This window comes from Polynucleobacter sp. AM-7D1 (assembly GCF_018688455.1).
GTDB lineage: Bacteria > Pseudomonadota > Gammaproteobacteria > Burkholderiales > Burkholderiaceae > Polynucleobacter.
The window spans coordinates 1,515,523-1,540,526 of sequence record NZ_CP061319.1 but is presented as its reverse complement, the minus strand read 5'-3'; the positions used below and the strand labels follow the sequence as shown (position 1 = coordinate 1,540,526).

The 25,004-nt window shown below is 46.1% G+C and carries 25 protein-coding genes and 1 tRNA gene; 18 read left to right on the top strand and 8 right to left on the bottom strand.

Annotation, left to right across the window (positions count from 1 at the left end):
• Positions 1 to 5 precede the first annotated feature (5 nt).
• The gene (locus GQ359_RS08120) at positions 6 to 779 is read left to right on the top strand and encodes a ZIP family metal transporter (protein ID WP_215386547.1); all 774 of its coding nucleotides are present in this window, start codon (positions 6 to 8) and stop codon (positions 777 to 779) included.
• Here the strand turns inward: GQ359_RS08120 and GQ359_RS08115 are convergent.
• On the bottom strand, positions 776 to 1,606 hold the full coding sequence (locus tag GQ359_RS08115) for a sulfurtransferase (RefSeq protein ID WP_215386545.1): 831 nt from the start codon (positions 1,604 to 1,606) through the stop codon (positions 776 to 778). The genes GQ359_RS08120 and GQ359_RS08115 overlap by 4 nt on opposite strands.
• A gap of 38 nt (positions 1,607 to 1,644) precedes the next feature.
• Positions 1,645 to 2,751, bottom strand: coding sequence for an aromatic ring-hydroxylating dioxygenase subunit alpha (locus GQ359_RS08110; protein ID WP_215386543.1), 1,107 nt, complete (start codon positions 2,749 to 2,751; stop codon positions 1,645 to 1,647).
• 162 nt (positions 2,752 to 2,913) lie between these two features.
• Here GQ359_RS08110 and xseB point away from each other — a divergent pair, with 162 nt between their 5' ends.
• The 4 genes from xseB to folE2 are packed head-to-tail and all read left to right on the top strand — an operon-like array spanning position 2,914 to position 6,836.
• Complete coding sequence (gene xseB, locus GQ359_RS08105) at positions 2,914 to 3,147, top strand: exodeoxyribonuclease VII small subunit (protein ID WP_015421852.1); 234 nt, start codon at positions 2,914 to 2,916, stop codon at positions 3,145 to 3,147.
• 22 nt (positions 3,148 to 3,169) lie between these two features.
• Entirely contained in the window at positions 3,170 to 4,063 is an 894-nt protein-coding gene (locus GQ359_RS08100; RefSeq protein ID WP_215387942.1) for a polyprenyl synthetase family protein, read from the top strand.
• A 15-nt stretch (positions 4,064 to 4,078) separates the two neighbouring features.
• A complete protein-coding gene (dxs, locus tag GQ359_RS08095; RefSeq protein ID WP_215386541.1) occupies positions 4,079 to 5,983 on the top strand; it encodes a 1-deoxy-D-xylulose-5-phosphate synthase in 1,905 nt (634 codons plus the stop codon).
• Between the two features lie 25 nt (positions 5,984 to 6,008).
• On the top strand, positions 6,009 to 6,836 hold the full coding sequence (folE2, locus tag GQ359_RS08090; protein ID WP_215386539.1) for a GTP cyclohydrolase FolE2: 828 nt from the start codon (positions 6,009 to 6,011) through the stop codon (positions 6,834 to 6,836).
• Between the two features lie 22 nt (positions 6,837 to 6,858).
• Here the strand turns inward: folE2 and tsaD are convergent, their stop codons facing one another.
• Positions 6,859 to 7,932, bottom strand: a complete 1,074-nt coding sequence (tsaD, locus tag GQ359_RS08085; protein WP_215386537.1) for a tRNA (adenosine(37)-N6)-threonylcarbamoyltransferase complex transferase subunit TsaD — start codon at positions 7,930 to 7,932, stop codon at positions 6,859 to 6,861.
• Between the two features lie 78 nt (positions 7,933 to 8,010).
• Here tsaD and rpsU point away from each other — a divergent pair, with 78 nt between their 5' ends.
• From rpsU to rpoD, 4 genes are all read left to right on the top strand, one after another.
• A complete protein-coding gene (gene rpsU, locus GQ359_RS08080; protein WP_011903537.1) occupies positions 8,011 to 8,223 on the top strand; it encodes a 30S ribosomal protein S21 in 213 nt (70 codons plus the stop codon).
• A gap of 119 nt (positions 8,224 to 8,342) precedes the next feature.
• Positions 8,343 to 8,789 (top strand): GatB/YqeY domain-containing protein, encoded by a 447-nt coding sequence (locus GQ359_RS08075; RefSeq protein ID WP_215386535.1) that lies wholly within the window; start codon positions 8,343 to 8,345, stop codon positions 8,787 to 8,789.
• Between the two features lie 55 nt (positions 8,790 to 8,844).
• Complete coding sequence (gene dnaG, locus GQ359_RS08070) at positions 8,845 to 10,788, top strand: DNA primase (RefSeq protein ID WP_215387941.1); 1,944 nt, start codon at positions 8,845 to 8,847, stop codon at positions 10,786 to 10,788.
• 223 nt (positions 10,789 to 11,011) lie between these two features.
• The gene (rpoD, locus tag GQ359_RS08065; protein ID WP_215386533.1) at positions 11,012 to 13,555 is read left to right on the top strand and encodes an RNA polymerase sigma factor RpoD; all 2,544 of its coding nucleotides are present in this window, start codon (positions 11,012 to 11,014) and stop codon (positions 13,553 to 13,555) included.
• Positions 13,556 to 13,583: 28 nt separating this feature from the next.
• Here the strand turns inward: rpoD and GQ359_RS08060 are convergent, their stop codons facing one another.
• A complete protein-coding gene (locus GQ359_RS08060) occupies positions 13,584 to 13,988 on the bottom strand; it encodes a PIN domain-containing protein (protein ID WP_215386531.1) in 405 nt (134 codons plus the stop codon).
• Positions 13,978 to 14,208 (bottom strand): AbrB/MazE/SpoVT family DNA-binding domain-containing protein, encoded by a 231-nt coding sequence (locus GQ359_RS08055; RefSeq protein WP_215386529.1) that lies wholly within the window; start codon positions 14,206 to 14,208, stop codon positions 13,978 to 13,980. The genes GQ359_RS08060 and GQ359_RS08055 overlap by 11 nt, the downstream gene beginning before the upstream one ends.
• Positions 14,209 to 14,548: 340 nt before the next feature.
• On the opposite strand from GQ359_RS08055, the gene GQ359_RS08050 reads away from it, so the two are divergent.
• From GQ359_RS08050 to GQ359_RS08025, 6 genes are all read left to right on the top strand, one after another.
• Positions 14,549 to 14,625, top strand: a tRNA-Ile gene (locus tag GQ359_RS08050).
• A gap of 251 nt (positions 14,626 to 14,876) precedes the next feature.
• The gene (locus GQ359_RS08045) at positions 14,877 to 16,532 is read left to right on the top strand and encodes an AAA family ATPase (RefSeq protein ID WP_215386527.1); all 1,656 of its coding nucleotides are present in this window, start codon (positions 14,877 to 14,879) and stop codon (positions 16,530 to 16,532) included.
• On the top strand, positions 16,525 to 17,235 hold the full coding sequence (locus GQ359_RS08040) for an alpha/beta hydrolase (RefSeq protein WP_215386525.1): 711 nt from the start codon (positions 16,525 to 16,527) through the stop codon (positions 17,233 to 17,235). Before GQ359_RS08045 ends, GQ359_RS08040 begins: the two co-directional genes overlap by 8 nt.
• 236 nt (positions 17,236 to 17,471) lie before the next feature.
• Positions 17,472 to 18,164: a DUF2461 family protein gene (locus tag GQ359_RS08035; RefSeq protein ID WP_215386523.1), complete on the top strand. Its 693-nt coding sequence runs from the start codon at positions 17,472 to 17,474 to the stop codon at positions 18,162 to 18,164.
• Between the two features lie 225 nt (positions 18,165 to 18,389).
• Positions 18,390 to 18,851 (top strand): DUF6306 domain-containing protein, encoded by a 462-nt coding sequence (locus GQ359_RS08030; protein ID WP_215386521.1) that lies wholly within the window; start codon positions 18,390 to 18,392, stop codon positions 18,849 to 18,851.
• 123 nt (positions 18,852 to 18,974) lie between these two features.
• Positions 18,975 to 20,093, top strand: coding sequence for an MFS transporter (locus GQ359_RS08025; protein ID WP_215387940.1), 1,119 nt, complete (start codon positions 18,975 to 18,977; stop codon positions 20,091 to 20,093).
• Between the two features lie 616 nt (positions 20,094 to 20,709).
• Here the strand turns inward: GQ359_RS08025 and GQ359_RS08020 are convergent.
• Genes GQ359_RS08020 through GQ359_RS08010 form a run of 3 tightly spaced genes read right to left on the bottom strand, consistent with a single transcriptional unit; the run spans position 20,710 to position 23,016 of the window.
• Positions 20,710 to 22,056 carry an ATP-binding protein gene (locus GQ359_RS08020; RefSeq protein WP_215386519.1) on the bottom strand — a complete coding sequence of 449 codons (1,347 nt, stop codon included), beginning with the start codon at positions 22,054 to 22,056 and terminating at the stop codon, positions 20,710 to 20,712.
• On the bottom strand, positions 22,046 to 22,708 hold the full coding sequence (locus tag GQ359_RS08015; protein WP_215386518.1) for a response regulator transcription factor: 663 nt from the start codon (positions 22,706 to 22,708) through the stop codon (positions 22,046 to 22,048). Before GQ359_RS08015 ends, GQ359_RS08020 begins: the two co-directional genes overlap by 11 nt.
• Before the next feature lie 5 nt (positions 22,709 to 22,713).
• A complete protein-coding gene (locus tag GQ359_RS08010; protein WP_215386516.1) occupies positions 22,714 to 23,016 on the bottom strand; it encodes a PepSY domain-containing protein in 303 nt (100 codons plus the stop codon).
• 106 nt (positions 23,017 to 23,122) lie between these two features.
• Here GQ359_RS08010 and GQ359_RS08005 point away from each other — a divergent pair, with 106 nt between their 5' ends.
• Genes GQ359_RS08005 through GQ359_RS07995 form a run of 3 tightly spaced genes read left to right on the top strand, consistent with a single transcriptional unit; the run spans position 23,123 to position 24,537 of the window.
• Positions 23,123 to 23,524, top strand: a complete 402-nt coding sequence (locus GQ359_RS08005; protein WP_215386514.1) for a DUF1924 domain-containing protein — start codon at positions 23,123 to 23,125, stop codon at positions 23,522 to 23,524.
• A gap of 10 nt (positions 23,525 to 23,534) precedes the next feature.
• Positions 23,535 to 24,017 (top strand): diheme cytochrome c, encoded by a 483-nt coding sequence (locus tag GQ359_RS08000; protein WP_215386512.1) that lies wholly within the window; start codon positions 23,535 to 23,537, stop codon positions 24,015 to 24,017.
• A complete protein-coding gene (locus tag GQ359_RS07995) occupies positions 23,992 to 24,537 on the top strand; it encodes a cytochrome b/b6 domain-containing protein (RefSeq protein ID WP_215386510.1) in 546 nt (181 codons plus the stop codon). The genes GQ359_RS08000 and GQ359_RS07995 overlap by 26 nt, the downstream gene beginning before the upstream one ends.
• Positions 24,538 to 25,004 lie beyond the last annotated feature (467 nt).

The window sequence follows — 25,004 nt, the reverse complement described above, 5'->3', positions numbered from 1 at the left end:
TTTTCATGTCAGTACTGCAAAGCATTGTGCTGGTAACAGCGCTAGCGGGAGCCGCTAGCGTTCTTGTTGCGGCAAGCTTTTCTTTGTCATTTCTGTCAAAGATGGTTCACAGCATGGTCAGTGTGTCGGTAGGTATTTTGCTGGCTACTGCCTTGCTGCATTCATTACCTGAGGCATTTACGATGCCGGGCGTGGATGCCAAGTTGCTATTTGCTACTTTGCTTGCAGGTCTCTTGGGCTTTTTCTTGCTTGAGAAAATCGCTTTACTGCGTCATAGCCATCATCACGAAGGAGATGGTCATGGTCACCACCATGGACACGATGCAGAGGTTGCGGGTCGCAGCGGTTGGATGATTTTGGTGGGCGATGGATTACATAATTTTGTTGACGGTGTTTTGATTGCTGCTGCATTTATGGCCGATTACCAAGTCGGCATCTTTACTGCGATTGCCATTATTGCTCACGAGATCCCGCAGGAAATTGGGGATTTCATCGTATTGCTCAATGCAGGATTCACACGCACGCGCGCACTCATATACAACCTGATTTGTGGTTTATCTGCAGTGGTGGGTGGGGTATTAGCGTATTTCTTTTTGGAAAGAGTAAATGCGGCAATGCCTTACTTGCTCGTGATTGCCGCAAGTAGTTTTATTTACATTGCAGTGAGTGATCTCATTCCACAAATGCATCGCCGCCCACACTGGGCGGAGTCTTTACGTCAAACGATTTTGATTGCTTGCGGCGTTGGCTTTGTAATCTTGCTCTCGCTACTGCATTAGAGTGCGACTGGCCTGCTTGGGTCGGCGCACCACTCGCTCCAACTACCTGCATACAGACGTGAGCCTTTGAGGCCGGCGACTTCCATAGCCAACAGGTTATGACAGGCGGTTACTCCAGAGCCGCATTGATGAATGACTTCAGATGCTTTAGTTGAGCCCAAGAGATCATGAAAGTCTTTGAATAGTTGTTCTGGTGCCTTGAAGCTTTTTTTGGAAAGATTTTCTCTGAAGCAATAATTAATCGCGTTGGGGATGTGCCCGCCAACAGGATCTAAGGTTTCATTTTGACCATGGAAGCGATCATTTGCGCGAGCGTCCACAACTATATTATTTTTGGCTTTGAGATTGTGAACAACTTCCTCTACTGTTACTAGGCCAACATAAGGCATTGCAGGCACTGGCGTTGATGTTGATTTTGCTTCGCGAGGCATTGTGCCAATCGGGCCATTCCAAGCATCTAGGCCACCATCTAATACTTGCACGTTGGCATGGCCAGTGGCTTTGAGCATCCACCATAAGCGACTGGCATATACAGAGCCTTGATTATCGTATGCAACTACTAGAGTGTTTGAGTCAATACCCAAGCGTGATTTAGTTTGCGCCCAAGCCTCAGGGCTAGGTAGCGGATGACGACCATTCTTGCCCGTTTTTTCACCGGATAGATCGTGGTCTAGATCGACATAGAGCGCGCCAGGAATATGACCCTCAAGATAGGATTTGCGGCCTGCTAAGGGATCCACTAAATCAAAGCGGCAATCACAGAGCAATACATTTTCACCGCTGTTAATGATTTCTTCTAACTGATTTGCAGTAATGAGAGGCGTCATGATGGCTTCCTATTGAGAGCGGGATGGGTGTTACTGAATTATGCGCCTTCGTAACTCATGGCGCGACGGTACCATTCGTGGAAATGTTGCATGCCGTCTTCCATGGGGCTTTGGTATGGACCTACTTCATTTTGACCGCGGGCTAGTAGGGCGGCGCGACCGGCATCCATACGTTCTGCAATTTCATCATCTTCAATGCAGGTTTCCATATAGGCTGCACGCTCCGCCTCTACAAACTCGCGCTCAAAGAGGGCGATCTCTTCCGGGTAATAGAACTCAACCACGTTCCGAGTTTTATTTGGACCCATAGGGTGCAAGGTGGAAACGCAGAGAACACCTGGGTACCACTCGACCATCACATTGGGATAGTAGGTCAGCCAGATAGCGCCATGGCGAGGTGTTTTGCCCTCGTGGTGGCGTAGAACTGCTTCATGCCACTTTTGATAAACCGGTGATCCAGGTTTCTCAAGGTTCTTGTGAATACCAACAGTTTGTACGCTGTGCCAGTCACCGAATTCCCAACGCAGATCTTCGCAAGAAACAAACTTACCCAAGCCTGGGTGAAATGGAACAACGTGATAGTCCTCGAGATAGACCTCTATAAAAGTCTTCCAGTTGTAATTACATTCATGGACTTCAACATGATCCAGAACGTAACCCTCAAACTTGAGATCATCGGCAACACCGAGTTTGGCAAGATCGGCACGAACATCGCGTGGACCTTCAAATAAGAGCCCTTGCCAATTTTGCAGAGGGGATTTGCCTAGATTAAGACAAGGCTTATCTTCAAAATGGGGTGCGCCCATGAGTTGACCATTTAAATCGTAGGTCCAGCGATGCAATGGGCAAACAATATTGTCCGCCTTGCCTTTGCCATTGAGCATGAGTGCTTGGCGATGACGGCAGACATTTGATAGGAGTTCAATACCTTCTTGATTGCGAACCAAGAGTCGACCTTCATTTTCTGAGGTCAAGGTTTGGTAGGAACCAACTTCAGGAACCATGAGTTCGTGACCAACATAGCCTGGCCCCTGCTTAAAAAGCAGTTCAATTTCACGTTGATAGAGCTCAACGTCAAAATAAGCCGAAACCGGCAGTTGTAAATTGGACGGCGCAAGCTGCTGCGCGGTAGCCAGATTAGTCATTCTCCCCACCCCCGAAAACGTCAGCCGAAGCTAAGCGGAATAACCAATCCAACCATCGACGGATCGATATTGGAAAGGAAGGAGGGGATTATACCCATCTGACCCCTGTCTCGCTTTAATATGTAGGGCTATATCTGCAAGAAATTTGAAGGAAATAAGCCAATGCCAGCAAAGAAATCTGAGGGTCAGAAACCCGGTCTTGAGGTTCAAATCGACCCTAACTTGCGTTACGAGCAGGCTGTAAAGGAGCTGGAAAAGCTCATTTCTGACATGGAATCTGGCAAATTCTCCCTGGAGGAGACGCTTTTGGCCTACCAACGTGGTGCAGCACTCCTAAAACACTGCCAGGCCATGCTCGCTCAAGTTGAGCAGCAAGTTCGGGTATTCGAAGCGTAAGTTAGGCTGAGATTTGAGCTCTATGAACAAGGTGCTTTCATTCGAGGATTGGGTTCGTGCTCACGGGCAACGAACTGAATCGGCTTTAGAGAACTTGCTTGATGCCGCCAATACCAATCCCGTGCGTTTGCATGAAGCCATGCGTTATGCCGCTCAAGGTGGCGGTAAACGTATTCGTCCTTTATTGGTTTATGCCGCTGGTGCCTTGAGTGATGAAGCAAATCCAAATGCATTGGATGCTGCTGCAGTAGCAATTGAATGCATTCATGCTTATTCCTTGGTGCACGACGACTTGCCTTGTATGGACGATGATGATTTGCGTCGTGGCCGACCTACAGTACATAAGGCCTATGATGAGGCGACTGCTTTGTTAGTTGGCGATGCATTGCAGACTCGCGCATTTGAGGTGCTAGCAAACGCACAGTGCGACGCCGACATTCGCTTAGCCATGATTAGCGCATTAGCAAGCGCCTCTGGTTCGCGCGGTATGGCAGGCGGGCAAGCAATCGACCTGGACAGTGTGGGAAAGAAATTGGATCTCGCAGGCTTAAAGCAAATGCATGCGATGAAAACAGGAGCGCTGCTTTCTTGTTCGGTGCAGATGGGTGGTATTGCTGCCAAACTTAATTCAGCCCAAATGCAGCATCTGCAAAATTACGCCCAAGCTTTAGGTTTAGCCTTTCAAATCGTGGATGATGTGCTCGATGCCACTGCAGATAGTCAAACCTTGGGTAAAACCGCTGGAAAAGACGCCGCTAATGACAAGCCAACCTATGTGACCTTGATGGGTTTAGACTATGCACAGAAAGCAGCAAAAGATTTGCAAGAAACAGCAATTGCTAGCTTAGAGAGTTTTGGCCCTAAAGCCCAAGCCCTAAAAGATTTGGCTCTATTAGTGGTTAATAGAGGCAAATAAGATTACTGAGATTTGATGACTTTAAATTCCATTCACTCCCCTGCAGATTTAAAAAAACTTCCCCGAGAGCAGCTTCCTGCACTCGCAGATGAGTTGCGTCAGTTTGTTTTGGATTCCGTTTCTAAAACAGGGGGACACCTTTCCTCGAATTTGGGAACAGTCGAGTTATCAATCGCGCTGCACTATGTGTTTGATACGCCCGCCGATCGCGTGGTGTGGGATGTAGGTCATCAAAGTTATCCACACAAAATCTTGACTGGTCGTCGGGAACGCATGAATACCTTGCGTCAGTTTGATGGCTTATCTGGTTTTCCACGTCGCGCTGAAAGTGAATACGATGCCTTTGGCACTGGCCACTCCTCTACAAGTATTTCTGCAGCGATGGGTATGGCGCGTGCTTTCCAGACCAAGGGTGAGAAACAAGTTGCCGTTGCAGTGATTGGTGATAGCGCGATGACAGGCGGTATGGCATTTGAGGCTATGAATAATGCGGGTGTGTATGACGACTTGCCATTGGTGGTGATTCTGAATGACAACGATATGTCGATCTCGCCAGCAGTGGGCGCGCTCAATCGACACCTCGCAAGATTGCTGAGTGGCAATATTTACTCTGCAACCAAAAAAGGTATTGATAGCGTTTTATCGATTGCTCCTCCTTTGCGTGAGTTTGCAAAACGTTTAGAAGATCATGCCAAGGGTATGGTCTCGCCATCAACCATTTTTCAAGAATTTGGCTTTAACTACTTTGGGCCAATTGATGGTCACGATTTAGATGCGCTTATTCCGATGCTGCAAAACGTACGCCGTTTGGCGCTTGAAGGCCGTGGCCCACAGTTCTTGCATGTCGTAACGCGCAAGGGTCAAGGTTACGAATTGGCTGAAGCAGACCCAGTTCTGTATCACGGACCTAGTAAATTCAATCCAGAAGAGGGTGTTAAGAAGTCTGCTACCTCATCTCAAAAAACCTTTACTCAAATCTTTGGTGAATGGCTTTGCGATATGGCGCATGCTGATCCATTGTTAATTGGCATCACACCTGCAATGCGTGAAGGCTCCGGACTCGTTGAATTTGAACAAAATTTCCCCAAGCGCTACTACGATGTTGGTATTGCCGAACAGCATGCAGTGACTTTTGCTGCTGGTATGGCATGCGAAGGTATGAAGCCAGTTGTTGCAATCTATTCAACATTCTTGCAGCGCGCATACGACCAACTCATTCATGATGTTGCTATTCAGGATTTGCCAGTATTGTTTGCATTAGATCGTGCAGGTTTAGTTGGTGCAGATGGCGCAACGCATGCTGGTGCGTATGACATTCCATTCTTGCGCTGTATTCCGAATATGTTGGTTTTGACGCCGGCAGATGAAGCGGAGTGCCGTGATTTATTGACTACCGCATTTCATCAGTCGCACCCAAGCGCAGTGCGTTACCCACGTGGTGCTGGTGTAGGAACGATTCCTTCAAAAGAATTGCGTACCGTGCCATTAGGCAAAGGTGAGTTACGCCGTAAGTCCAATGCACCTGCTGGTCAGCGCATTGCGATTTTGGCTTTTGGTACTTTGCTTTATCCAGCGCTCGAAGTTGCTGAAAAAATCGATGCCTCGGTTGCCAATATGCGTTTTGTAAAACCATTAGATCTTGAGCTCCTCAAATCTTTGGCTCAAGACCATGATTACTTTGTGACGATTGAGGATGGTGTGATTCAGGGCGGTGCTGGCAGTGCATGTTTAGAGGCTCTTTCAGCTATGGGTATTAACAAGCCCCTATTGCAACTAGGTCTTCCAGATGAATTCGTGGAACATGGCGATTACAAACTCCTGATGAGTAAATGTGGCCTGGACTCCGAGGGGATTGCAAAGGCTATTTCCTTACGTTTTCCAGTTAAAACTATTGCAAATCCTGTTGCTGCAGGCAAATAAGTCATTTTTGCCTGAAAATAGAGTCATGAACGACATCAACACCGCCTTTCTCAAACCGCAAACCATGCCGGATATTCAGTCCTCGCATGATGAGCGTGCTTTACCAATTGAGCAGGTGGGTATTCGGGGATTGCGTCATCCATTAAGCATCCGTACTCAGACAGGTGTGATGCCAGCTGTTGGTAATTTTGAGATGGATGTGGCTTTGCCTGCGCACGTGAAGGGCACCCACATGTCCCGCTTCATTGCGCTCTTACAAAAACACAATGAACCAATTGATAGTGCATCTGTAGTAGCTATGGTGCGTGAGATGTTGCCCCTGCTAAATGCAACAGAAGGCCGTATTCAATTTACCTACACGCACTTCGTTAAAAAAGCTGCACCCGTATCTGGTGTAGAAAGCTTGATGGATTACGAAGTGACTTGGACTGCTAAGGCTAAGCAAAATACTTCTGGTGCAATTGACGTTGAGTTAAACCTTCGCGCCTTAGTTCCAGTGATGAGTTTGTGCCCTTGCTCAAAAGAGATTTCTGAATATGGGGCGCACAATCAGCGCTCACACGTAACCATGTCAGTAGAGCTTGATCCGCAGACCAGGATGACGGTCGAAGATTTGGTTGCAGCCGCTGAGAGCCAGGCTTCAAGCGAGTTATGGGGCTTGCTCAAGCGTCCTGACGAGAAGTGGGTTACTGAGCGCGCTTATGACAATCCAAAGTTTGTAGAAGACTTGGTGCGTGATGTAGCTGGCCAACTCAAAGATGACGAGCGTATTTTGTCTTTAGTGGTTGAGGCTGAGAATTTTGAGTCGATTCACAATCACAGCGCTTACGCCAAAATTAGCCTGACTAAGTAAGCAGCACTAAAACGAGATTTACTTAAGCGAGATTATTGCTCGCCAAATCCCAGCGGGGTTTGATATCAAATGCGCCTGAAGTAGTTGAACCATTATTTTCTGCCAACATGCGGAGTGCTCCAGCAAATGCAATCATCACACCGTTATCAGTACAGAGATCAACTGGTGGGTAGTGCACTTCAAATCGATTCTTCTTGGCGCTAGCATTGAGCGCTGCGCGCAACTGCAAATTGGCACCCACTCCACCGGCCAGCACCAAATGCTTGCAGCCACATTGCTTAAGTGCTTTCTCGGATTTGCTGACCAGCACCGCCACCAAAGAATCGACAAAGCTTCGTGCAAGATCCGCATGGAATGTCGCAATTTCATCTGAATCAGAAATGCCTAATGCCTCAAATTTTTTCACCTGGTTCAAAACCGCTGTTTTGAGTCCCGAGAAGGAAAAATCTAAATCCCCTGAGTGCAACATTGGTTTGGGCAGATCAAATCGCCCAGATTGCCCTTTTTCTGCCAACTTCGAGATGGCGGCTCCGCCTGGGTAATCTAAGCCGAGCAATTTGGCAGTTTTATCAAAGGCTTCGCCGGCTGCATCATCCAAGGTTTCACCCAGAAGTTGGTACTTACCAACCCCACTCACCAGCATTAGCTGGGTATGTCCACCAGAGACTAGGAGGGCAATAAAGGGAAATTTCGGCACAGAAACCCCTAAAAGTGGGGAAAGTAGGTGCCCTTCTAAGTGATGCACCCCAATCGATGGCAAATTAAGGCCTTGGGCTAAGGATTTGGCAAAGGCGCTGCCTACGAGTAGGGCTCCAGCCAAGCCCGGGCCTTGGGTATAGGCGACGGCGTCGATATCCTTTAATTTGAGGCCAGATTCATGCAAAGCATCATCTAAGAGGGGTAAAACCCGCCTGATATGGTCCCTGGAGGCCAATTCTGGGACAACGCCCCCATAGTCACGGTGCATGGCAATTTGGGAGTGCAAAGCCTGCCCTAGGATGCCCTGATGGGCTGGAGCATGATTTTCCCAGGGGGCGGTGTCGTATATGGCTACCCCGGTCTCATCGCAAGAAGTTTCTATGCCTAAAACAATCATTTTTTTGCTTGGTCGTGCTAGAATCGCGTTTCAGTTAATTTTTTCGATATTTTTCGAGCATATACGAGTTAAACAAGTATGACTACAGTCCGCCTCCGTGAGAACGAACCTTTTGAAGTGGCATTGCGCCGTTTCAAGCGCACCATTGAAAAAAATGGTCTTTTGACAGACTTGCGTGCCCGCGAGTTCTACGAGAAGCCAACGGCTGAACGTAAGCGTAAAAAGGCCGCTGCTGCTAAACGCCATTACAAGCGTATTCGCAGCCAGATGTTGCCTAAAAAGCTTTACTAATCGAATTTAAAAGCTCTCCTCACCGAGAGGCTTTGAAACCCGCTGACGGTGAAACGCAGCGGGTTTTTGCTTTTGAATCAGCAGCAATTTATTAGATATTCAATACCGGGAAAAATGCCATGAGTCTGAAAGATCAAATCACTGAAGATATGAAAAATGCAATGCGTGCAAAAGAAGTGGCGCGCCTTGGAACAATTCGTCTTTTATTGGCGGCCATCAAACAGCGTGAAGTAGATGATCGCATTATGATGGATGACGCGAGCGTGATTGCTACTGTTGAGAAAATGATTAAGCAGCGCAAAGACTCTATCTCTCAATTTGAAAAAGCCAATCGTGATGATTTGGTCGCTATTGAGGCAGCAGAGATGACTATTCTCCAAGACTACTTGCCAGCACAATTATCTGATGCGGAAGTAGAGGCAGCGGTAGCTGCGGCAGTTGCTTCGACAGGCGCTGCTGGTCCACAAGATATGGGCAAAGTGATTGGCGTTCTCAAAGGCCAATTGGCAGGTAAAGCCGATATGGGTAAAGTTTCTGGTTTAGTTAAAGCTGCGCTGGCTAAGTAAGTTGAAGATAAGTTAAGACTAAATACTTTAAAAGCCTCACCCACTACTGATGGCTCTGATACCCCAATCCTTCATTGCCGATTTATTGAATCGGGTCGACATCGTGGATGTGGTTGGGCAGCACGTGAAGTTAAAAAAAGCGGGCGCGAACTATCAAGGTTTGTGTCCCTTTCATTCTGAGAAATCTCCTTCTTTTTCTGTATCACCTACCAAGCAGTTCTATCACTGCTTTGGTTGTGGAGCTCATGGCTCTGCCATTAGTTTTCTCATGGAGTATTCCGGTCTTGGCTATGTAGATGCCATTGAAGACTTAGCGCGTTCTGCAGGATTAGATGTCCCGCGTGAGGAGCGCACAGCGAATGATGTTGCACGCCAACAGCAGACCATGGCATTAAGTGAGGTTATGAGCGCAGCTGCTGATTGGTATCGCCAACAACTCAAAGTGGCACCACGTGCAGTCGAGTATCTCAAGGGGCGCGGTCTTACTGGTGAGATTGCTAAACGTTATGCCTTGGGTTATGCGCCAGATGGTTGGCAAGGGCTTGAGGCAGTCTTTGGTACCTATGCCAATGATGAAGTGGCGAAGACTTTACTTGAGGGTGGCTTGCTTATTCAGAGTGAGCAGACGGAAAATAAGCAAACAGCTAAACGCTATGATCGCTTCCGTGATCGCATCATGTTCCCGATTCGTAATCCCAAAGGTCAGACCATTGGCTTTGGTGGGCGAATCTTGGATCAAGGTGAGCCGAAGTATTTAAATTCTCCAGAGACGCCTTTGTTCTCTAAAGGTAATACGCTCTATGGATTATTTGAAGCAAGGCAAGCCATCCGCTCTCAAGAATATGTTCTTGTATGCGAGGGCTACATGGATGTCGTGGCGCTGGCGCAGTTGGGCTTCCCTAATGCAGTGGCGACATTAGGCACGGCCTGTACTGCTAATCACGTGCGCATGTTGTTACGTCAAACTGATCGCGTTGTGTTTTCATTTGATGGCGACTCTGCTGGTCAGCGTGCTGCACAGCGCGCATTGGAAGCATGTCTGCCATTGATGTCTGATGACAAAGAGATTCGTTTCTTATTTTTACCGACGGAGCATGATCCTGACAGTTATGTCCGCGCCTATGGTGCGCCTGCCTTTGAAAAGATCATTAAAGAAGCCATGTCGATTTCGAGCTTCTTCTTCAAAATTGCAAGTCAAGACCATGAGTTGACAACGCCTGAGGGTAGGGCGCAAACCCACCATGCTGCAAAGCCTTTGTTGCTATCGATGCCTCCAATTGCGCTACGTACACAAATTTTGCGCGAGTTAGCCATTCGAACAAATTCAACAGCCGCTGAGTTGGAGTCTTTCTGTGGATTGACGGTTGCGCCTGCACCAGTGCAGCAAGGTACTTATGCAACAACGAATCAACGCGCACCAAACTTTGTGCAATCCAATAGTGGCAACAGGACACAAGGCGCACCTTGGCAAGCATCTAAAGGTTCAGCAAAAAGAGCCCCAATACAAAATATTCCACCTCCTCAAGCCCCTACGGATTTAGCAGAGCAGATGTTGCGCGTTTTGATTCAGTTCCCACATTTGGGAAAAGCCTTAGATGCCAACAAGAGGGCTCTGGCTTTGCAGGCCTCAGAATTGCGTTCAGCAAAAGCATTGGAGCTTATGAAGGATTTATTGGCTCAATGCGACCAGATTGAGTTGATTCCTGGCGAGAATGGCAAGCCACCCGTAGTAGGTGCTGGCGCATTCGCTTTATTTCAGGAGCAATTATCCCGAAGTGAGTTAGCCCCGCTCTACGAGGTATTGAGAAAGCGGGTAATGGGCTCAGATTTGGATCTCGAAGGAGCGGTTGCGGATCTCGAAGGAGCGTTCAAAAAGCTTGAGCTTACCCACCTCAAATCAGAAATGACGGAAATCGCTCAAAAGATTGCTGGCAGCACTGCTACTGAGCAAGATCGGGCTCGATATCGCGAGTTGGGCGAAAGATTGAAGTTCTCCTAAGAATTTTCTGATTTAAGCTCAGAAAACCCGAAATTACCCCCAAATTTTTACTCTTATTGAGGGTAAAAAAGTCACAATCGACTATAATCCTCTATTCCCAGAAAAAAACCGATTTAATTCAGCCACTTGCGCTTTATTTTGAAGAAATTTGGGGCAAGTGGACAGCGAGACTGTTTTTAAGCAGTCGAGATCAATCATCAGTAACGTGAGTAAGTGCTAATAAATGCCAAACATTAAGAAAAAACCAGCTAAACCAGCTGCCAAGCCAGCGAAGGTAGCAGCTAAGCCAGCAGCAAAAGCTAAGACTCCGGCTAAACCAGTTGCCAAAGCAAAGGCACCTGCCAAGCCAGTCAAAGTGGTAGCTAAGCCAGTTAAAGCACCAGCAAAACCAGCACCGAAAGCGAAGGCTCCAGCTAAGCCGGTAGCAAAAGCACCTGCTAAACCCGTGAAAGCTCCCGCTAAGGCTGTCAAGCCAGCACCGAAAGCCAAGGCTCCAGTTAAGCCAGTGGCCAAAGCACCTGCGAAACCAGTAAAGGCTCCTGCAAAAGCCGCAGCTAAGCCAAGCAAGGCGCCAGCAAAACCTGTTGCTAAGACACCTGTAAAAGCTCCAGCAAAAGTTGAGGCGCCAAAAAAAGGTAAAGCTGCTGCCCCTAAAGTTGAGGCGGTAAAGGCAGTGAAGCCAGCAAAAGAAGTTAAAGAAGCTAAGGGTAAAAAAGCCAAGGACATTGAAGTTGAGGTAGTAGTAACTGAGGAAGTTAAAAAAGGGCGCAAGCCAAAAGCGGATGCGCCTGCAGAAGGTGCTGAGCCAGTACTGACTGATCGCCAAAAGGCGCGTGAGCGAAAAGCAAAAGAGAAGGCTCTCTTAAAAGAATTCGCAGCACAACAACTGGGCTCTGAAGAGCAACAAGAACTTCGTCGTACCCGCCTGAAGACATTGATCAAGATGGGTAAGTCCAAGGGTTATTTAACTCATGGCGAAATGAATGACGTAATGTCAGATGAATTGTCTGATGCTGATGCATTAGAAACTCTGATCAGCTTATTAAACGATATCAACATTACTGTTTATGAGCAGGCTCCAGATGCTGAGACACTGCTCTTAAATGAGAACGCTTCAGCAACCACTTCTGAGGAAGAAGCGGAGGAAGAGGCGGAAGCTGCTTTAGCTACTGTTGATTCAGAGTTCGGGCGTACAACCGATCCAGTGCGCATGTATATGCGCGAAATGGGTACCGTTGACCTCTTGACCCGTGAAGGCGAGATCGTCATCGCGAAAAAGATTGAGGCCGGTCTAAAAGACATGGTGATGGCATTGGCTGCTTGTCCAGTCACAATCGGCGAGATCTTGGTGAACGTAGACAAGATTGCTAGTGGCGAGATGGAGATTGATCAGTTCGTTGATGGATTGGTTGATCCTAATGCTGAAGATATCAAGCTTGGACCAGAAGAGCCAGAAGTTGACCCAGATGCTGAAGAAGGTGATGAGGATGGTGGCGATGATGAAGGTGGTGGCGGTGGCGGCGGTGCAGCTACAGCTAACGCTAAGCAATTGGAAGAATTGAAACAAATTTCGTTAGAGAAGTTTGCAATTGTTCGCACCCAAGCCGACAAGATGCGTCGTGCTTTTGATAAAGAGGGTTATAACTGCCCGGCCTACATCAAGGCGCAAGAAGCTATTCGCGGTGAGTTGCTTGGTTTCCGTTTAACTGCCAAGAGTGTTGAGAAGTTGTGCGACACCATGCGTTCACAAGTAGACCAAGTTTGGAAACTCGAGCGCGGTATTGTGAGTTTGTTAGTAGATAAGGTTGGCGTCAATCGTGGTGATGTATTAAAAGACTTCCCGAAGATGTCAATGAACTTAGAGTGGGTTAATAAGCTACTCAAAGAAAACAAACCATACACAGCATTGCTGCAGCGAAACGTTCCAGCGATTCAGGAGCTTCAACAGAAGTTAATTGATATTCAGACTCGTGTTGTATTGCCACTTCCAGAATTAAAAGAAGTGAACAAGCAAATGATCGCCGGCGAAAAGCGTGCACGTGAAGCGAAGCGTGAAATGACTGTAGCCAACTTACGCTTGGTTATCTCGATTGCTAAGAAATACACCAACCGTGGTTTGCAGTTCTTGGATTTGATTCAGGAAGGCAATATCGGTTTGATGAAGGCGGTAGATAAGTTTGAATACCGTCGTGGTTATAAGTTCTCTACTTATGCAACTTGGTGGATCCGTCAGGCGATTACTCGTTCGATCGCTGACCAAGCTCGTACGATCCGTATCCCAGTTCATATGATTGAGACAATCAACAAGATGAACCGTATTAGCCGTCAGATCTTACAAGAAACTGGTCATGAGCCAGATGCTGCAACCTTGGCTCTCAAGATGGAAATTCCTGAGGACAAGATTCGCAAGATTATGAAGATTGCCAAAGAGCCAATCTCCATGGAAACACCAATTGGTGACGATGAAGATTCTCATTTGGGTGACTTTATTGAGGATGGCAATACATTAGCTCCGGCTGAAGCAGCATTGCATGACTCTATGCGTGATGTGGTTAAGGATGTATTGGATTCATTAACACCACGTGAAGCAAAAGTATTGCGTATGCGCTTTGGTGTTGAGATGAGCACAGACCATACTCTTGAAGAAGTTGGTAAACAGTTTGACGTGACGCGTGAGCGTATTCGCCAGATTGAAGCCAAGGCCTTGAGAAAGATGCGTCATCCAAGCCGCAGCGACAAACTCAAGACCTTCCTCGAAGAAGATTGATTTTGCAACGCCTAATATCGTGAATCCTTTACACAAAAGGGTTCACGATTTGTAGTCTTTTATCGATTACCTGTCGGTGCTGCATATCCTCTGAGTAGAGCCTTTCGCAACCAGCTTGCAATGCTGCAGCAATAATCATTGAATCATAGTGTTGATACCCATATCGTCTAGAAACCATTAGTCCGGTCTCGAAGGTATCCATATCTAGAGATCTCACCTGAAATGTCGATGTAAATAAATCTAAAAACTCATCTAGCTCAGTGTTGGATATTTTAATTTTTCTGAGGCTGGCCGAAGTAAATTCATTTAGCACTTGAACGCTAATCACATTGTGCTGTTGTAGATTTTTGCTTACCCAATCCGCTTTTTTGTTATCCGATGACAGCAGGTAAAGCAGGGTATTTGTATCAAAAAATATTTTCTTAGCGTTCATTCAGTTCGGATCTATCAAAGTGAAAATCAGCAGGCATACGCCCACGGAATTTTCTCAGACCCTCAATCCTCTCTTGCAGAGATGGTTTCTTCTTAATTTGAAAATGCTTTTTATCGGTGACATGAACCTCAATGTCATCACCTTCTTTAAGTTTCAAATAATCCACCACTTGGGAAGGCAGTCGAATAGCTAGGCTATTGCCCCATTTGGAAACGATCATGATCAATGGCTCCTTTAGATATACATATAATAATGTATATCTAACCGTGATGTAAACGCAATTCCACCCCTTAGATATGAGGTTAGACTGACCCTTCAATTACAATGAAGGTATAGGGCCCATAGCTCAGTTGGTTAGAGCAGAGGACTCATAAGAAAGAAGCCCTAGGGGTCTTGTAACAAAGACCTCAATAGATTCAAGAGGTTAGTGGTGAATTAGGCGGTGTAAATTCACTACACACCGCTTACACACCAAGGCATTTTTCATGGTGTGTAGTAAATGCGGTTTTAGTGTGGTTTTGAAGTAGTTAAGTAGTGCAAAACAGCATGTAAAGATTAACGGGCCCATAGCTCAGTTGGTTAGAGCAGAGGACTCATAATCCTTTGGTCCCAGGTTCAAGTCCTGGTGGGCCCACCAGAAATGAAAATACCAACCTTCGGGTCGGTATTTTTTTGAGCGTTACTTTAAGTAACGGTTAAGTTTCATTTCGACAGATAGAATTCCTTATATCCTTTTCTGTGACCTCTTAAGCTGAGTAGGGTGGGGGTAAGTCATCTTCGGGCACACACCGCACCCAAAATGAACCCTATTTTGGCTCGCATTGACTGCAGTCAAGCATGTTTCAGACCTAGCTTTTTATGATTTAGTAAATGGAGTAAAAAGAGCGCATGGAATTCGAAATACCAGAAACCCTGGCCAATGAGCTACTTGGAACGATCAATGAAGATTCACTGCTTGCTAAGCGGCTGAGCGAGTACGGCCTTTCCCGAGGCAAACGTGTGGTGCCCAGCCACCTTTTCGATGCCGCCTCACTTAACACACTCTACAGCCTGTGCCGAACGGCCAACGAGCGTGGGTTAATGTTCCAAATGTTGGCGCTGGACAATATCCACGCCGCGCCAGCTGCCCGAAAAATTCCTAGCTTGGAGCATCTGATCCCTGGTCTGATCGCTTGGCTGTCGCGTGACATGATAGATGGCTGGCTCTATAAGCTCGGCAAGGATGGTGTGTTGCTGCCCTGGCTGGTCCATTCCATGCGCTTTGTGCAGCCTGTCGATAGTGCGGCTTATGTCATCATCGGCCTTCTGGCTAATACCTTGCAGGCTGCAGAACGGGGGCCGGTTACCGATCCGAGGCTAAGGCGTACTGGCATGACCAACAGCATCACCTTTTATGCTGAAGATATTCTGGATTGCACGATTCCCGAATTGATGACAGGTTATGGTTACTTCAAAGAATGTGCGGAATTCAAAAACGAATACGAGACGCACTTAAAGCGTTTCATGCAGATGCAGCCGAAGTTTGGTGCGCAGTTTACTGTTTCTGGCGCCGTCTGGATGTCCAGCGAAGGGCCTCGTCCACAACTCGAATGTATGCGGCTGCAGGTAGGCACAACGGCTCGCTGCGTTAATGACGAAGAGCTGCTGGAACGCCACTTTGATACCACGGCCGATGCAAGCTTCTGGCGCAGCAGCGGTATCAGCGAGGGTTTTGAACGAATTCCCCAGCATTGCTATCTACACCTATTTCACTTAGATTACCACCGCAGCGTATGGGTACATGTGCAAAATGTTGAGTCGTATCGTTACAAGCCAGAATTGCGTGACAAGCTGGTTCTGCCGCATGCTCATCGCGAGCTGATTGATATCTTGACCGCTGATCGTAACTTCCTAATGGAGGACATCGTCGAGGGTAAGTCGGGCGGCACAACCATTCTGTGCAAAGGCGCGCCTGGCTTAGGCAAGACGCTGACAGCAGAGGTCTATGCCGAGGTTGTCCAGAAACCACTATACCGCGTACATTCTGGTCAACTCGGCGTGACGGCAAGCTCAGTAGAAGCCAACCTGTCGAAAATCCTGCGGCGCGCTGCGCGCTGGGACTCGGTGCTGTTGCTCGACGAGGCCGACGTCTACATTCGCCGCCGCGATAACGATCTGCAGCACAACGCCATCGTCGCTGAGTTTTTGCGTACCCTTGAGTACTTCAATGGTTTACTGTTCATGACTACCAACCGCGTAGCCGACATTGATGACGCTGTCTTGTCGCGCTGCATCGCCATCATTCAGTTTGAGACACCGACACAAGAGCAGGCGAAACAACTATGGAAATCGCTAGCGCAGCAGTTCAACACCGAACTGCCCGACGACCTAGTTGAGCGCTTGGTAATAACCTACGCAGCTGCCAGTGGCCGCGATATTAAGGAGTTACTCAAACTGACACTCAAGTTTTGCAAGGGTAGGAATTTATTGCTTAGTGAGGAAGCCTTTGCTCAGTGCGCGGCTTTCCGCAGCATCGGTAAAACCGTCGAGGATGGCAATGTTTGACACATCTTTCCTGGGAGATTCGCTGCTGGGCCGGCTTAGTTTTCGATCCGGCACTGTACCCGATAAGCAAGCCTTGCCCGCTGGTCGTCACGACCTGGGTATTGCTAGCGAGCGCGATGCCGTATTGATCGTGCCGGACGGCCTGCAGCCTGGAGTTCCAGCTCCTCTGCTGGTGATGTTTCATGGCGCCGGTGGCAGCGCCGACAAGGTGCTGCCATTCGTGATCGACCATGCGTGTCAGCATGACTTTTTGCTTCTGCTGCCGCAGTCTCAGTTCCCGACTTGGGACTTGGTCGTGGGTGGTAACGGCCCAGACCTAGAGCGGCTAGACAAAGCATTACACGAAGTGGCGTCACGTTTTTCTATCGATCCATGCCGCCTGGGGTTTGCTGGGTTTTCAGACGGAGGCAGCTATGCGCTTTCAGTAGGCGTGACCAACGGCGACGTCGTTAGCCACGTGATCGCATTTTCCGCAGGATTTATGTCAGTCTTTCAGCAAAATGGTACACCCCGCATCTTCATCGCCCACGGTTTGGAAGATGAGCAGCTGCCAATTGAAACTAGTGCCCGTCCTCACGTAGCCAAACTTAAGGCCGCAGGTTATGACGTAACCTCCTTGGAATTCAAAGGCCCACACCGCATCGAGCCGCCAGTGGTTGCGTTGGCAATTGATTTCTTCCTGAAACCGACAGCGCAGCTGTAACAAGCCACGCTTAAAGCGGCCAATAGCGGACGGTAGAGCAGAGGGTCGAAAATCCTTGTGTCGGTGGTTCGATTCCGCCCCAGGCCACCAAGATTCTATAAACCACCTTCGGGTGGTTTTTTTGTTTCTGTGTTGGTTGGTGTCTTCCACGTATTACCTGCCCCCTTTAAGTAGAATGAAGCTAATAAGAGAAACATGTTTTATTTAGATTAATTCAATACAAGATTGGAAAAGCTATGAGCATTAAATTTTCAAAGCAGACTCTTCCTTTCATGACTGAGGCTGGTAAACAAACAGATCCAACTTGGCTCGATAAAAATCAAGAAAGCTACGAAACACTCGTAAGGCAGCCTTTTATTGATTTAGCCGAGCGACTTAAGACTGCGCTGCAAAGTAGCGTGCCAGACTATCACTTTCCTACAAAAGGAATTGGTAGGATTAAAAAGAATGCCAATAAGATTGTGCGTGGCAGTACCTGCTATAAAAGCTGGTTATCTATTTCGATTGCGAAACCTTCTGAGTCTCGCTTTGAAAGAAACCCACACTTATTCTTTGGCATTCTTCACAATATCCCGCCATACATGGGGGTAGTTGTCGCCGGTGGGCTCTTTATGCCATCTGGCCCCCAATTGAAAAAGATGAGGGAAGCAATAGCAAAAGACGCTCGGCCTTTCCATGCCTTATTTGCCGATCTAGCTTTCAAGTCACGCTTTAAAACAAATTTTTCTCGTGAGAACGTAGCCTCTCGACCTCCACGCGGTTTCGATCCAAACCATCCGGATATGGATTGGCTTATGCTCAAAAACTTCTTAGTTGTAAAGACACTCAGTAACACAAAATTCACATCTTCAAACTTGGCGCCATCAGTGGTTGAGGACTTTAAGCAATTAATTCGCCTTAATCGGTTAATTGAAAAAGCAATCAGATAGAAAAGAGAATTAAATCATTATCAATTCGTGTCGTTTTAAACGACAGTCCAGAGCTAGAGTCAAGAACCCTTTTCCCTGGTCGATTCCGCCCCGGGCCATGACACTCCCCCAATTTTGGTAAGTTTGGCTGTTTTCATATGCAGTATGAGCAAATCGCCCTAGAATGGTCACAAATACATGAGATATCGCCAGTAAATAAGCACCCCATTCACAAGAGGTCAACATATGCATGATTTATCAGCATTAAATCCAATTAGCGGCGATGAACTGATTGCTGCCCTAAATGAATTGCTTGAGGCGGAAAGGGCTGGCGCTCGAGTAACCTTGGAAACAGCCAATCAAATAAAGAGTCACGAATTAGCTCCGTTAGTCACCGATATTCAACACGATGAAGTGCGCTGGTGCAAGATGTTGCTCGGAATTATTGGATCACTCGGTTTTTCGCCATCAACTGCCACGGGTGAATTTTATGAAAAAGCGATCTCCATTGAAGATCTCAAGGAACGCTTGCTTTTTTTGAATCGAGGGCAGGGATGGGTAGCACGACGTCTAGAAAAATTAATTCCAAGAATTCAAGAGCTGCATATTCGCTCACAGCTACAAGCGATGCTTGATGCTCATGTTCTCAATATTCGTCGGGTCGAGGAGAGATTTAGGCCTCAAATGATTTTTAGTATTGGGAATTAGGCCGTAACATAATGAAGGTGCTTCGACTACCCCTAATTTTTTTATCCTCATTTGACTAATACGACAACTTCTCGACCCATAAGTCCTAATTTAGCCTCACTATTGATAGTGATTGCGGAGTTGATGGGTACCTCTTTGTGGTTTTCCATCAATGGAGTGGCTGACAATTTAATAGATTCGTGGAACACCAATCTTGCAGGCATAGGCATCCTTACCAATGCTGTGCAACTCGGTTTTGTGTCAGGTACTTTGGTCTTTGCCTTAAGTGGGATGGCAGATCGGTACAAGCCTAGCCATCTTTTTGCTGCATGCGCTCTACTTGGGGCATTGTTTAACGCTGCATTTGCTGTCTGGGCTGACAGTATTTTTGTAGGTTCTTGCTTACGCTTTTTAGTTGGAATTTGTTTGGCCGGAATCTATCCAATTGGTATGAAGCTCATAATGACCTGGGACCCCCAAAAAGCGAGCTCGCGCATTGCGCAATTGGTCGGAATGCTAACGCTGGGAACAGCAATTCCGCATGCTACTCGTTACTTCGGTGTCGATTGGCCTTGGCAAGAGGTTATTCTTTTATCTTCCTTCTTTGCTCTGGTTGCAATGGTGATGATTTTCTGGCTCGGAGATGGCCCCCACCTTAAATTAGGTGGTGCTTCACGAGTCAAGCTAAGCGGCTTTCGTGAACTCTTTGCAATTTCAGAATATCGTCGATCTGCTTTGGGATATTTCGGTCACATGTGGGAGCTCTATGCATTCTGGGCACTTGTACCATTTCTGATTGCTAGCACCTATTCAATTCAAAATCCCATTCATTTATCGGGGCTAGCATTCTCTGTAATCGGGATTGGTGCAATTGGCTGCTTTCTTGGAGGGCAACTTAGCAAATCTATTGGGGGGGTGAAAGTTGCCTCAACAGCTTTGGCGCTATCGGGCATTTGTTGTCTACTGTATCCGTGGATTTCTGGATTACCGTTATGGGCACAAATTCTCTTTTGGGCTATTTGGGGAATGAGTGTCGTCGCTGATTCGCCACAATTTTCAGCGCTATCAGCACAAGCATGCCCGCCCGAGATTGTCGGTACTGCACTTACTATTCAAAATGCAGTTGGCTTTACGATAACGATGATCTCAATTCAAATCAGTACCGTAGTCTTGCCATTTATGAATCAATACATCACCTGGCTATTGCTGCCAGGTCCTGTGTTGGGACTCATTTTTCTGAATCGACTTTCAAAGCGTAGTTAATAAACATGCGATGTGCCGAAGTTGTTAGGGTGAATAATTCGAAGAGTCATCATGGCTACCTCTTCAACACAATGTGACAGTAATTTTTTTAGAAATTGGCTAACGGATTTTGATTTCTCTCCAAGAGTCATGCCTCTTAAGTGTTGCTTAAAGAAACGCTTATCAATCTTCAAAAAAAGAACTTTGGAGAAACGAGGTGTTAGATGGTTGCTCCAAAAATCCTTTGGTTTTGAATGCCAATGACTGAATTAATATTTCTTGTGATCTGTTTAATCTAGTCACACAAATACTCACACACCGATAAACAGGAGACGTAAGCTCTTGAAATCCTAATGGTTTTCTTTGGATGTCTGCTCTCATAACCAGAGAACCTAAGCAGGACCTAAACATCAAAAAAAGCCAGCTTTTGAGGCTAAAGGTTAGGTTCGGTCATTTGAGCGTTACTTAAAGTAACGCTGGGCATGCTCGAAAGTGTATAGGCGATTACTACACACTTTTTGGGGATATTGAATGATTGTGCTCTTAGGGGCTGCTATCAGCCAATAGCGGTCGTATAGACCTTAGGTTTTAGTAAGTCAATTGGCAAGATAGTGAACGACTATGCCAAATAGTGCGGCTACCCGAGTCGAACCTGCACCCTCAGACCGCCAAGGCTAGACTGACCCAATTCGATGCTACCGTCATATATCGATACCAAATCGTCAACTATCGCCAATCCAAGCCCAGACCCTTGAGTCAATTCATCGACCCTAAACCCTCTTCTTAGCACTTTGCCGTAATCTGCGGGATTCACTCCGAAGCCATCATCCTCAACAACAATCTGCAGTCCATCCCTATATGAGGCTGTGGAAATATCCACCCTAGTTTTTGCCCACTTACAAGCATTGTCTAAAAGATTTCCTACAATTTCCTGAAGGTCATGCTCTTCTCCATTAAATATTGATGAAGAGGCGGTAGGATTTTGAACTTCTATCCTTAAGTCTTTTTCGGCATAGACCTTATGCATCACAGCCACAATTGATTCAATTACCGGCACAACTTGGGTTTTTAACCTTGGGTTCTTTGAAGCAGTTGCCGCCCTTGCCTTTGCAAGATTCCAATCAATCTGCTCTTTTGCATTACTAATTTGCTCTTTTACCAATGTCTTGAAAGATTCATCGCTGATATTTTTATCTTCGAGCGCATTTGAAATTACGGCAATTGGTGTTTTCATCGCATGAGCCAAGTTACCAGCCTGTGTTTTGGCTCTTGTTACTATGCTCGAATTCTTCTCGATTACAGCATTTAGTTCAGCAACCAATGGGTTAAATTCCACTGGAAAAACTCCATTGACCTTATCGGCTTCACCAATATGAAATTTATGTAATGCCTTTTTCAGCGCCCCCAAGGGTGAAAGCCCAAAGGTAATTTGTAAAAATAAAATTGCCAAAAGCACAATTGCCAAAATTAACAAATACCCTTGAATGCTTGATTGAAAGGCTAGAATTGCATCATCTAATTCCTTGGTATCGGATGCAACAGTAAGTAAAAATTTTATTGAAGCACCATCGATTGACAGACTTTTTGTCAACGCCAGTAAATGCTGATTACTTAAGTCATTAATGTAATAAAAGTTACTTGCGCCCGCAGTTTCTTTCTGACTTACATTCAGTGTTGAGTCCCACAGCGAACGAGACCTGAGAAGTTGACCATCAGGAAGATTGATTTGCCAGTAATACCCTGATAGCGGTGCAGACCATCTTGGCTCGCTAGGCTGGGAAGTCAATGCAATCCGTCCAGACTTTTGGTCAACCGCAACTAGGCTTGCAATCTGATTCAACTGAACCCGCATCGTGGATTCAAATTGTTTTACTGCATGTTCTTTGAATAAATTGGCAATCAGAATATTTGCCGCAAAGATGGCAATGGCTATAGCCGCCAGCGAAGCAACTGTAATTCTTAAGCGAATAGAATTAAGAATCATGATTTAGTCGATACCCAAGACCTCTAACTGTCTCAATAACCCCATCGGGTATTTTTTTTCTTAGTCGCCCAATAAAGACTTCAATGGTGTTGGAGTCGGGGTCTTCGTTATATGGATATATATGCTCCCCCAAGGTCGCCTTATCAACAACCTCATTTGGGTGATGCATCAAATAAGAAAGCAATCGAAATTCATGACTCGTTAGGCTGATTTGCTTACCCTCAATGGTTACTTTTCCGCTTCGGGTATCCAGTGATAAACCATTAACAGACAAGACCGAAGTTGAGTGCCCAGTAGACCGCCTGATAACACTTCGCAGCCTTGCAAGCAATTCCTCCATATGAAACGGCTTTGTTAGGTAGTCGTCAGCACCAGCATCAATTCCAGATACCTTATCGCTCCAGTTATCCCTAGCAGTCAAAATAATCACAGGCAGCTTCTTGCCAGCAGTTCGCCAACCTTTCAATACAGAAGCGCCATCCAACTTTGGTAAACCCAAATCTAAGATTGCGGCATCAAAAGACTCTTCTAAACCCAAATGCAAAGCATCTTCACCATTGCTTGCAACATCAACGGCATACCCCTGCTCACGAAGCGCAGTAGATAACTGCTTGCAAAGTGTTGGCTCATCCTCGACTACTAATATCCGCATAAGTATTATTTTTTTGATTTCTGCTTGAGAACAATTCCAGTTTTAGCGTCCACTTCCAACTTGGAAATAGAGCCATCTGCACTAAGTTGCTTGATTTCATATATCCAGCCATTACTCTTTCGCTCTAATTCAACTTCGATAACTTGAGCGGGGTAGTCTTTTGATATTTTTTGAAGAATTTGTTGAAGTGGTAGAACTTGCCCACTTTCTAATGCCTTCCTAGCCTTATCGTGGTCATCCCCTGCCATGGCAGGGATGGCAAACAAAAAACATAGGGCTAGAACTAATGACCGAGAAATGGAACTCATATTGATATTGTAGGGTGGCAATTCTGAATGGCAGATGAATAAGCCTTTCAGATTCCATAAAGCAGGGTTATTTCATACTCACCCCATGAACATTAAAAGGATTGGGATGAAGACTAATAACAACCTACTTATTGCCTTAATTTTGATGGCTATATTTGGCATAGCCAATGCAGGCGACACTACTGCAGTCAAACAAATGCAGTATTGGTCAGATAAGGCTGGCTCCTCAGGCAATAGTGAAAAAGGAAGGGTTTTCTTTACTTCTACGCATGGTAAAGAATGGTCATGCTCATCATGCCACGGAAACCCGCCAATCAATCAGGGTAAGCATGCCTCTACCAATAAGCCAATTGACCCTCTTGCTCCCTCGTCCAATCCCGATGCATTCATAGACCAAGCCAAAAGTGATAAATGGTTTCGGAGAAATTGCAACGATGTTTTAGGTCGTGAGTGCCAGCCCCAAGAAAAAGCAGATGTTTTGGCTTACCTAATAAGTTTAAAAAAATAAAGGACTACCAATGAAACACTTAATTACGGTGCCTCTATTTACCGCACTGATTTACCTAATAATTGGAATGGTTGCTCAAACTGTCAATGCTGGTAGCAAGAATTTGATGCCAGTCAATGTCCCGCTAATCTATAAGCAAGAATGCGCCAGTTGTCATATGTCCTACGCCCCTGCATTACTGCCCAAAGAATCTTGGACAGAAATCATGAATGGGCTGCAAAAGCACTATGGCACAGATGCTTCAATAAGTCAGCAGGAAATGATGCAAATTGCTTCTTGGCTTAACAGTAATGCTGGCACCTATAAGCGAGTCAAAGAGGCGCCGCCTGATAACAGAATTACAAAGTCAGGCTGGTTTGAAAAGAAGCATAGAAAAATTAGTTCTAGGGAGTTTTTATCGCCAGCCATTAAGAGCCCTTCAAATTGCAATGCCTGCCACAAAAATGCCGAACAGGGCAATTTTGACGATGACGAAGTTCGAATACCAAAGTAAAAATATGATGAAAACATTAAAGCAATTACTCCATACATCAGGCGCCTTAACATTTCTGATTGCATACCTTACTTCAGACAGTGAAACCTATCGAATTGTTCATGTCTATTGCGGTTATGGCTTCGGGATTATTTTTCTCATCAGAATTGTTCTCGGACTATTTCCCAATAGCATATCCCTTGTAGCCATTTGGAGAAGGGCTACTCTAGGAAAATCAATTTATTTTGATATCAAAAATTTAGAAATAAAAAGGCTACTAAAGTGGCAACGATGGTATGGGGCGCTGATGGGCTTAATCATCCTCTCAATGTATGCCCTCGTTCCACCAATGATTCTTGCTGGGATTGCTGCTTACGAAGAAATTGGAGGCAAGTTAACAAGAAAAGTTATGGAAAATTCACATGAAGCCTTAGGCGAACTTTATTTGGGTATCGTAGTTATCCACTTGCTCTTAATTGGCGCTCGCCATTTGATTGAAAAATACAAGAAATCGAATATCGCTCTGCAGCCTATAAATTAGTCAGATTAGCGTTGAGTGACTACTTCCATGACAAAGACCGCTATCTACGAGAGCCTACTTGGGGTCGTTAGCTGTCCTCCAGAAAAGTAATCGTTACTTTAAGTAACGCTTATCAAATTCCAAAAAAGAACTATGGAGCAACGAAGTGTTAGATGGTTGCTCCAAAATTCTTTGGTTTTCAAAACCAAAGAGTGAGGGACCGCTTCTTTTAAATCCACGAATTTGCTTACACATTTGCTTACACACCGACACTGATCACCCGCAGACCCCCTGTTTATGTGGCTCTATCATGGGCTTCTGCTCTCATAACCAGAGAACCTAAAGTTAACCTAAACGTCACAAAAAGCTAGCTTTTGAGGCTAAAGGTGGTGTTTGGTCATTTGAGCGTTACTTTAAGTAACGCTAGACTTGCTAAAGAGTGTGTGGGCAATTACTGCACACTTTCAATGTAATCTCAATAGATTGTG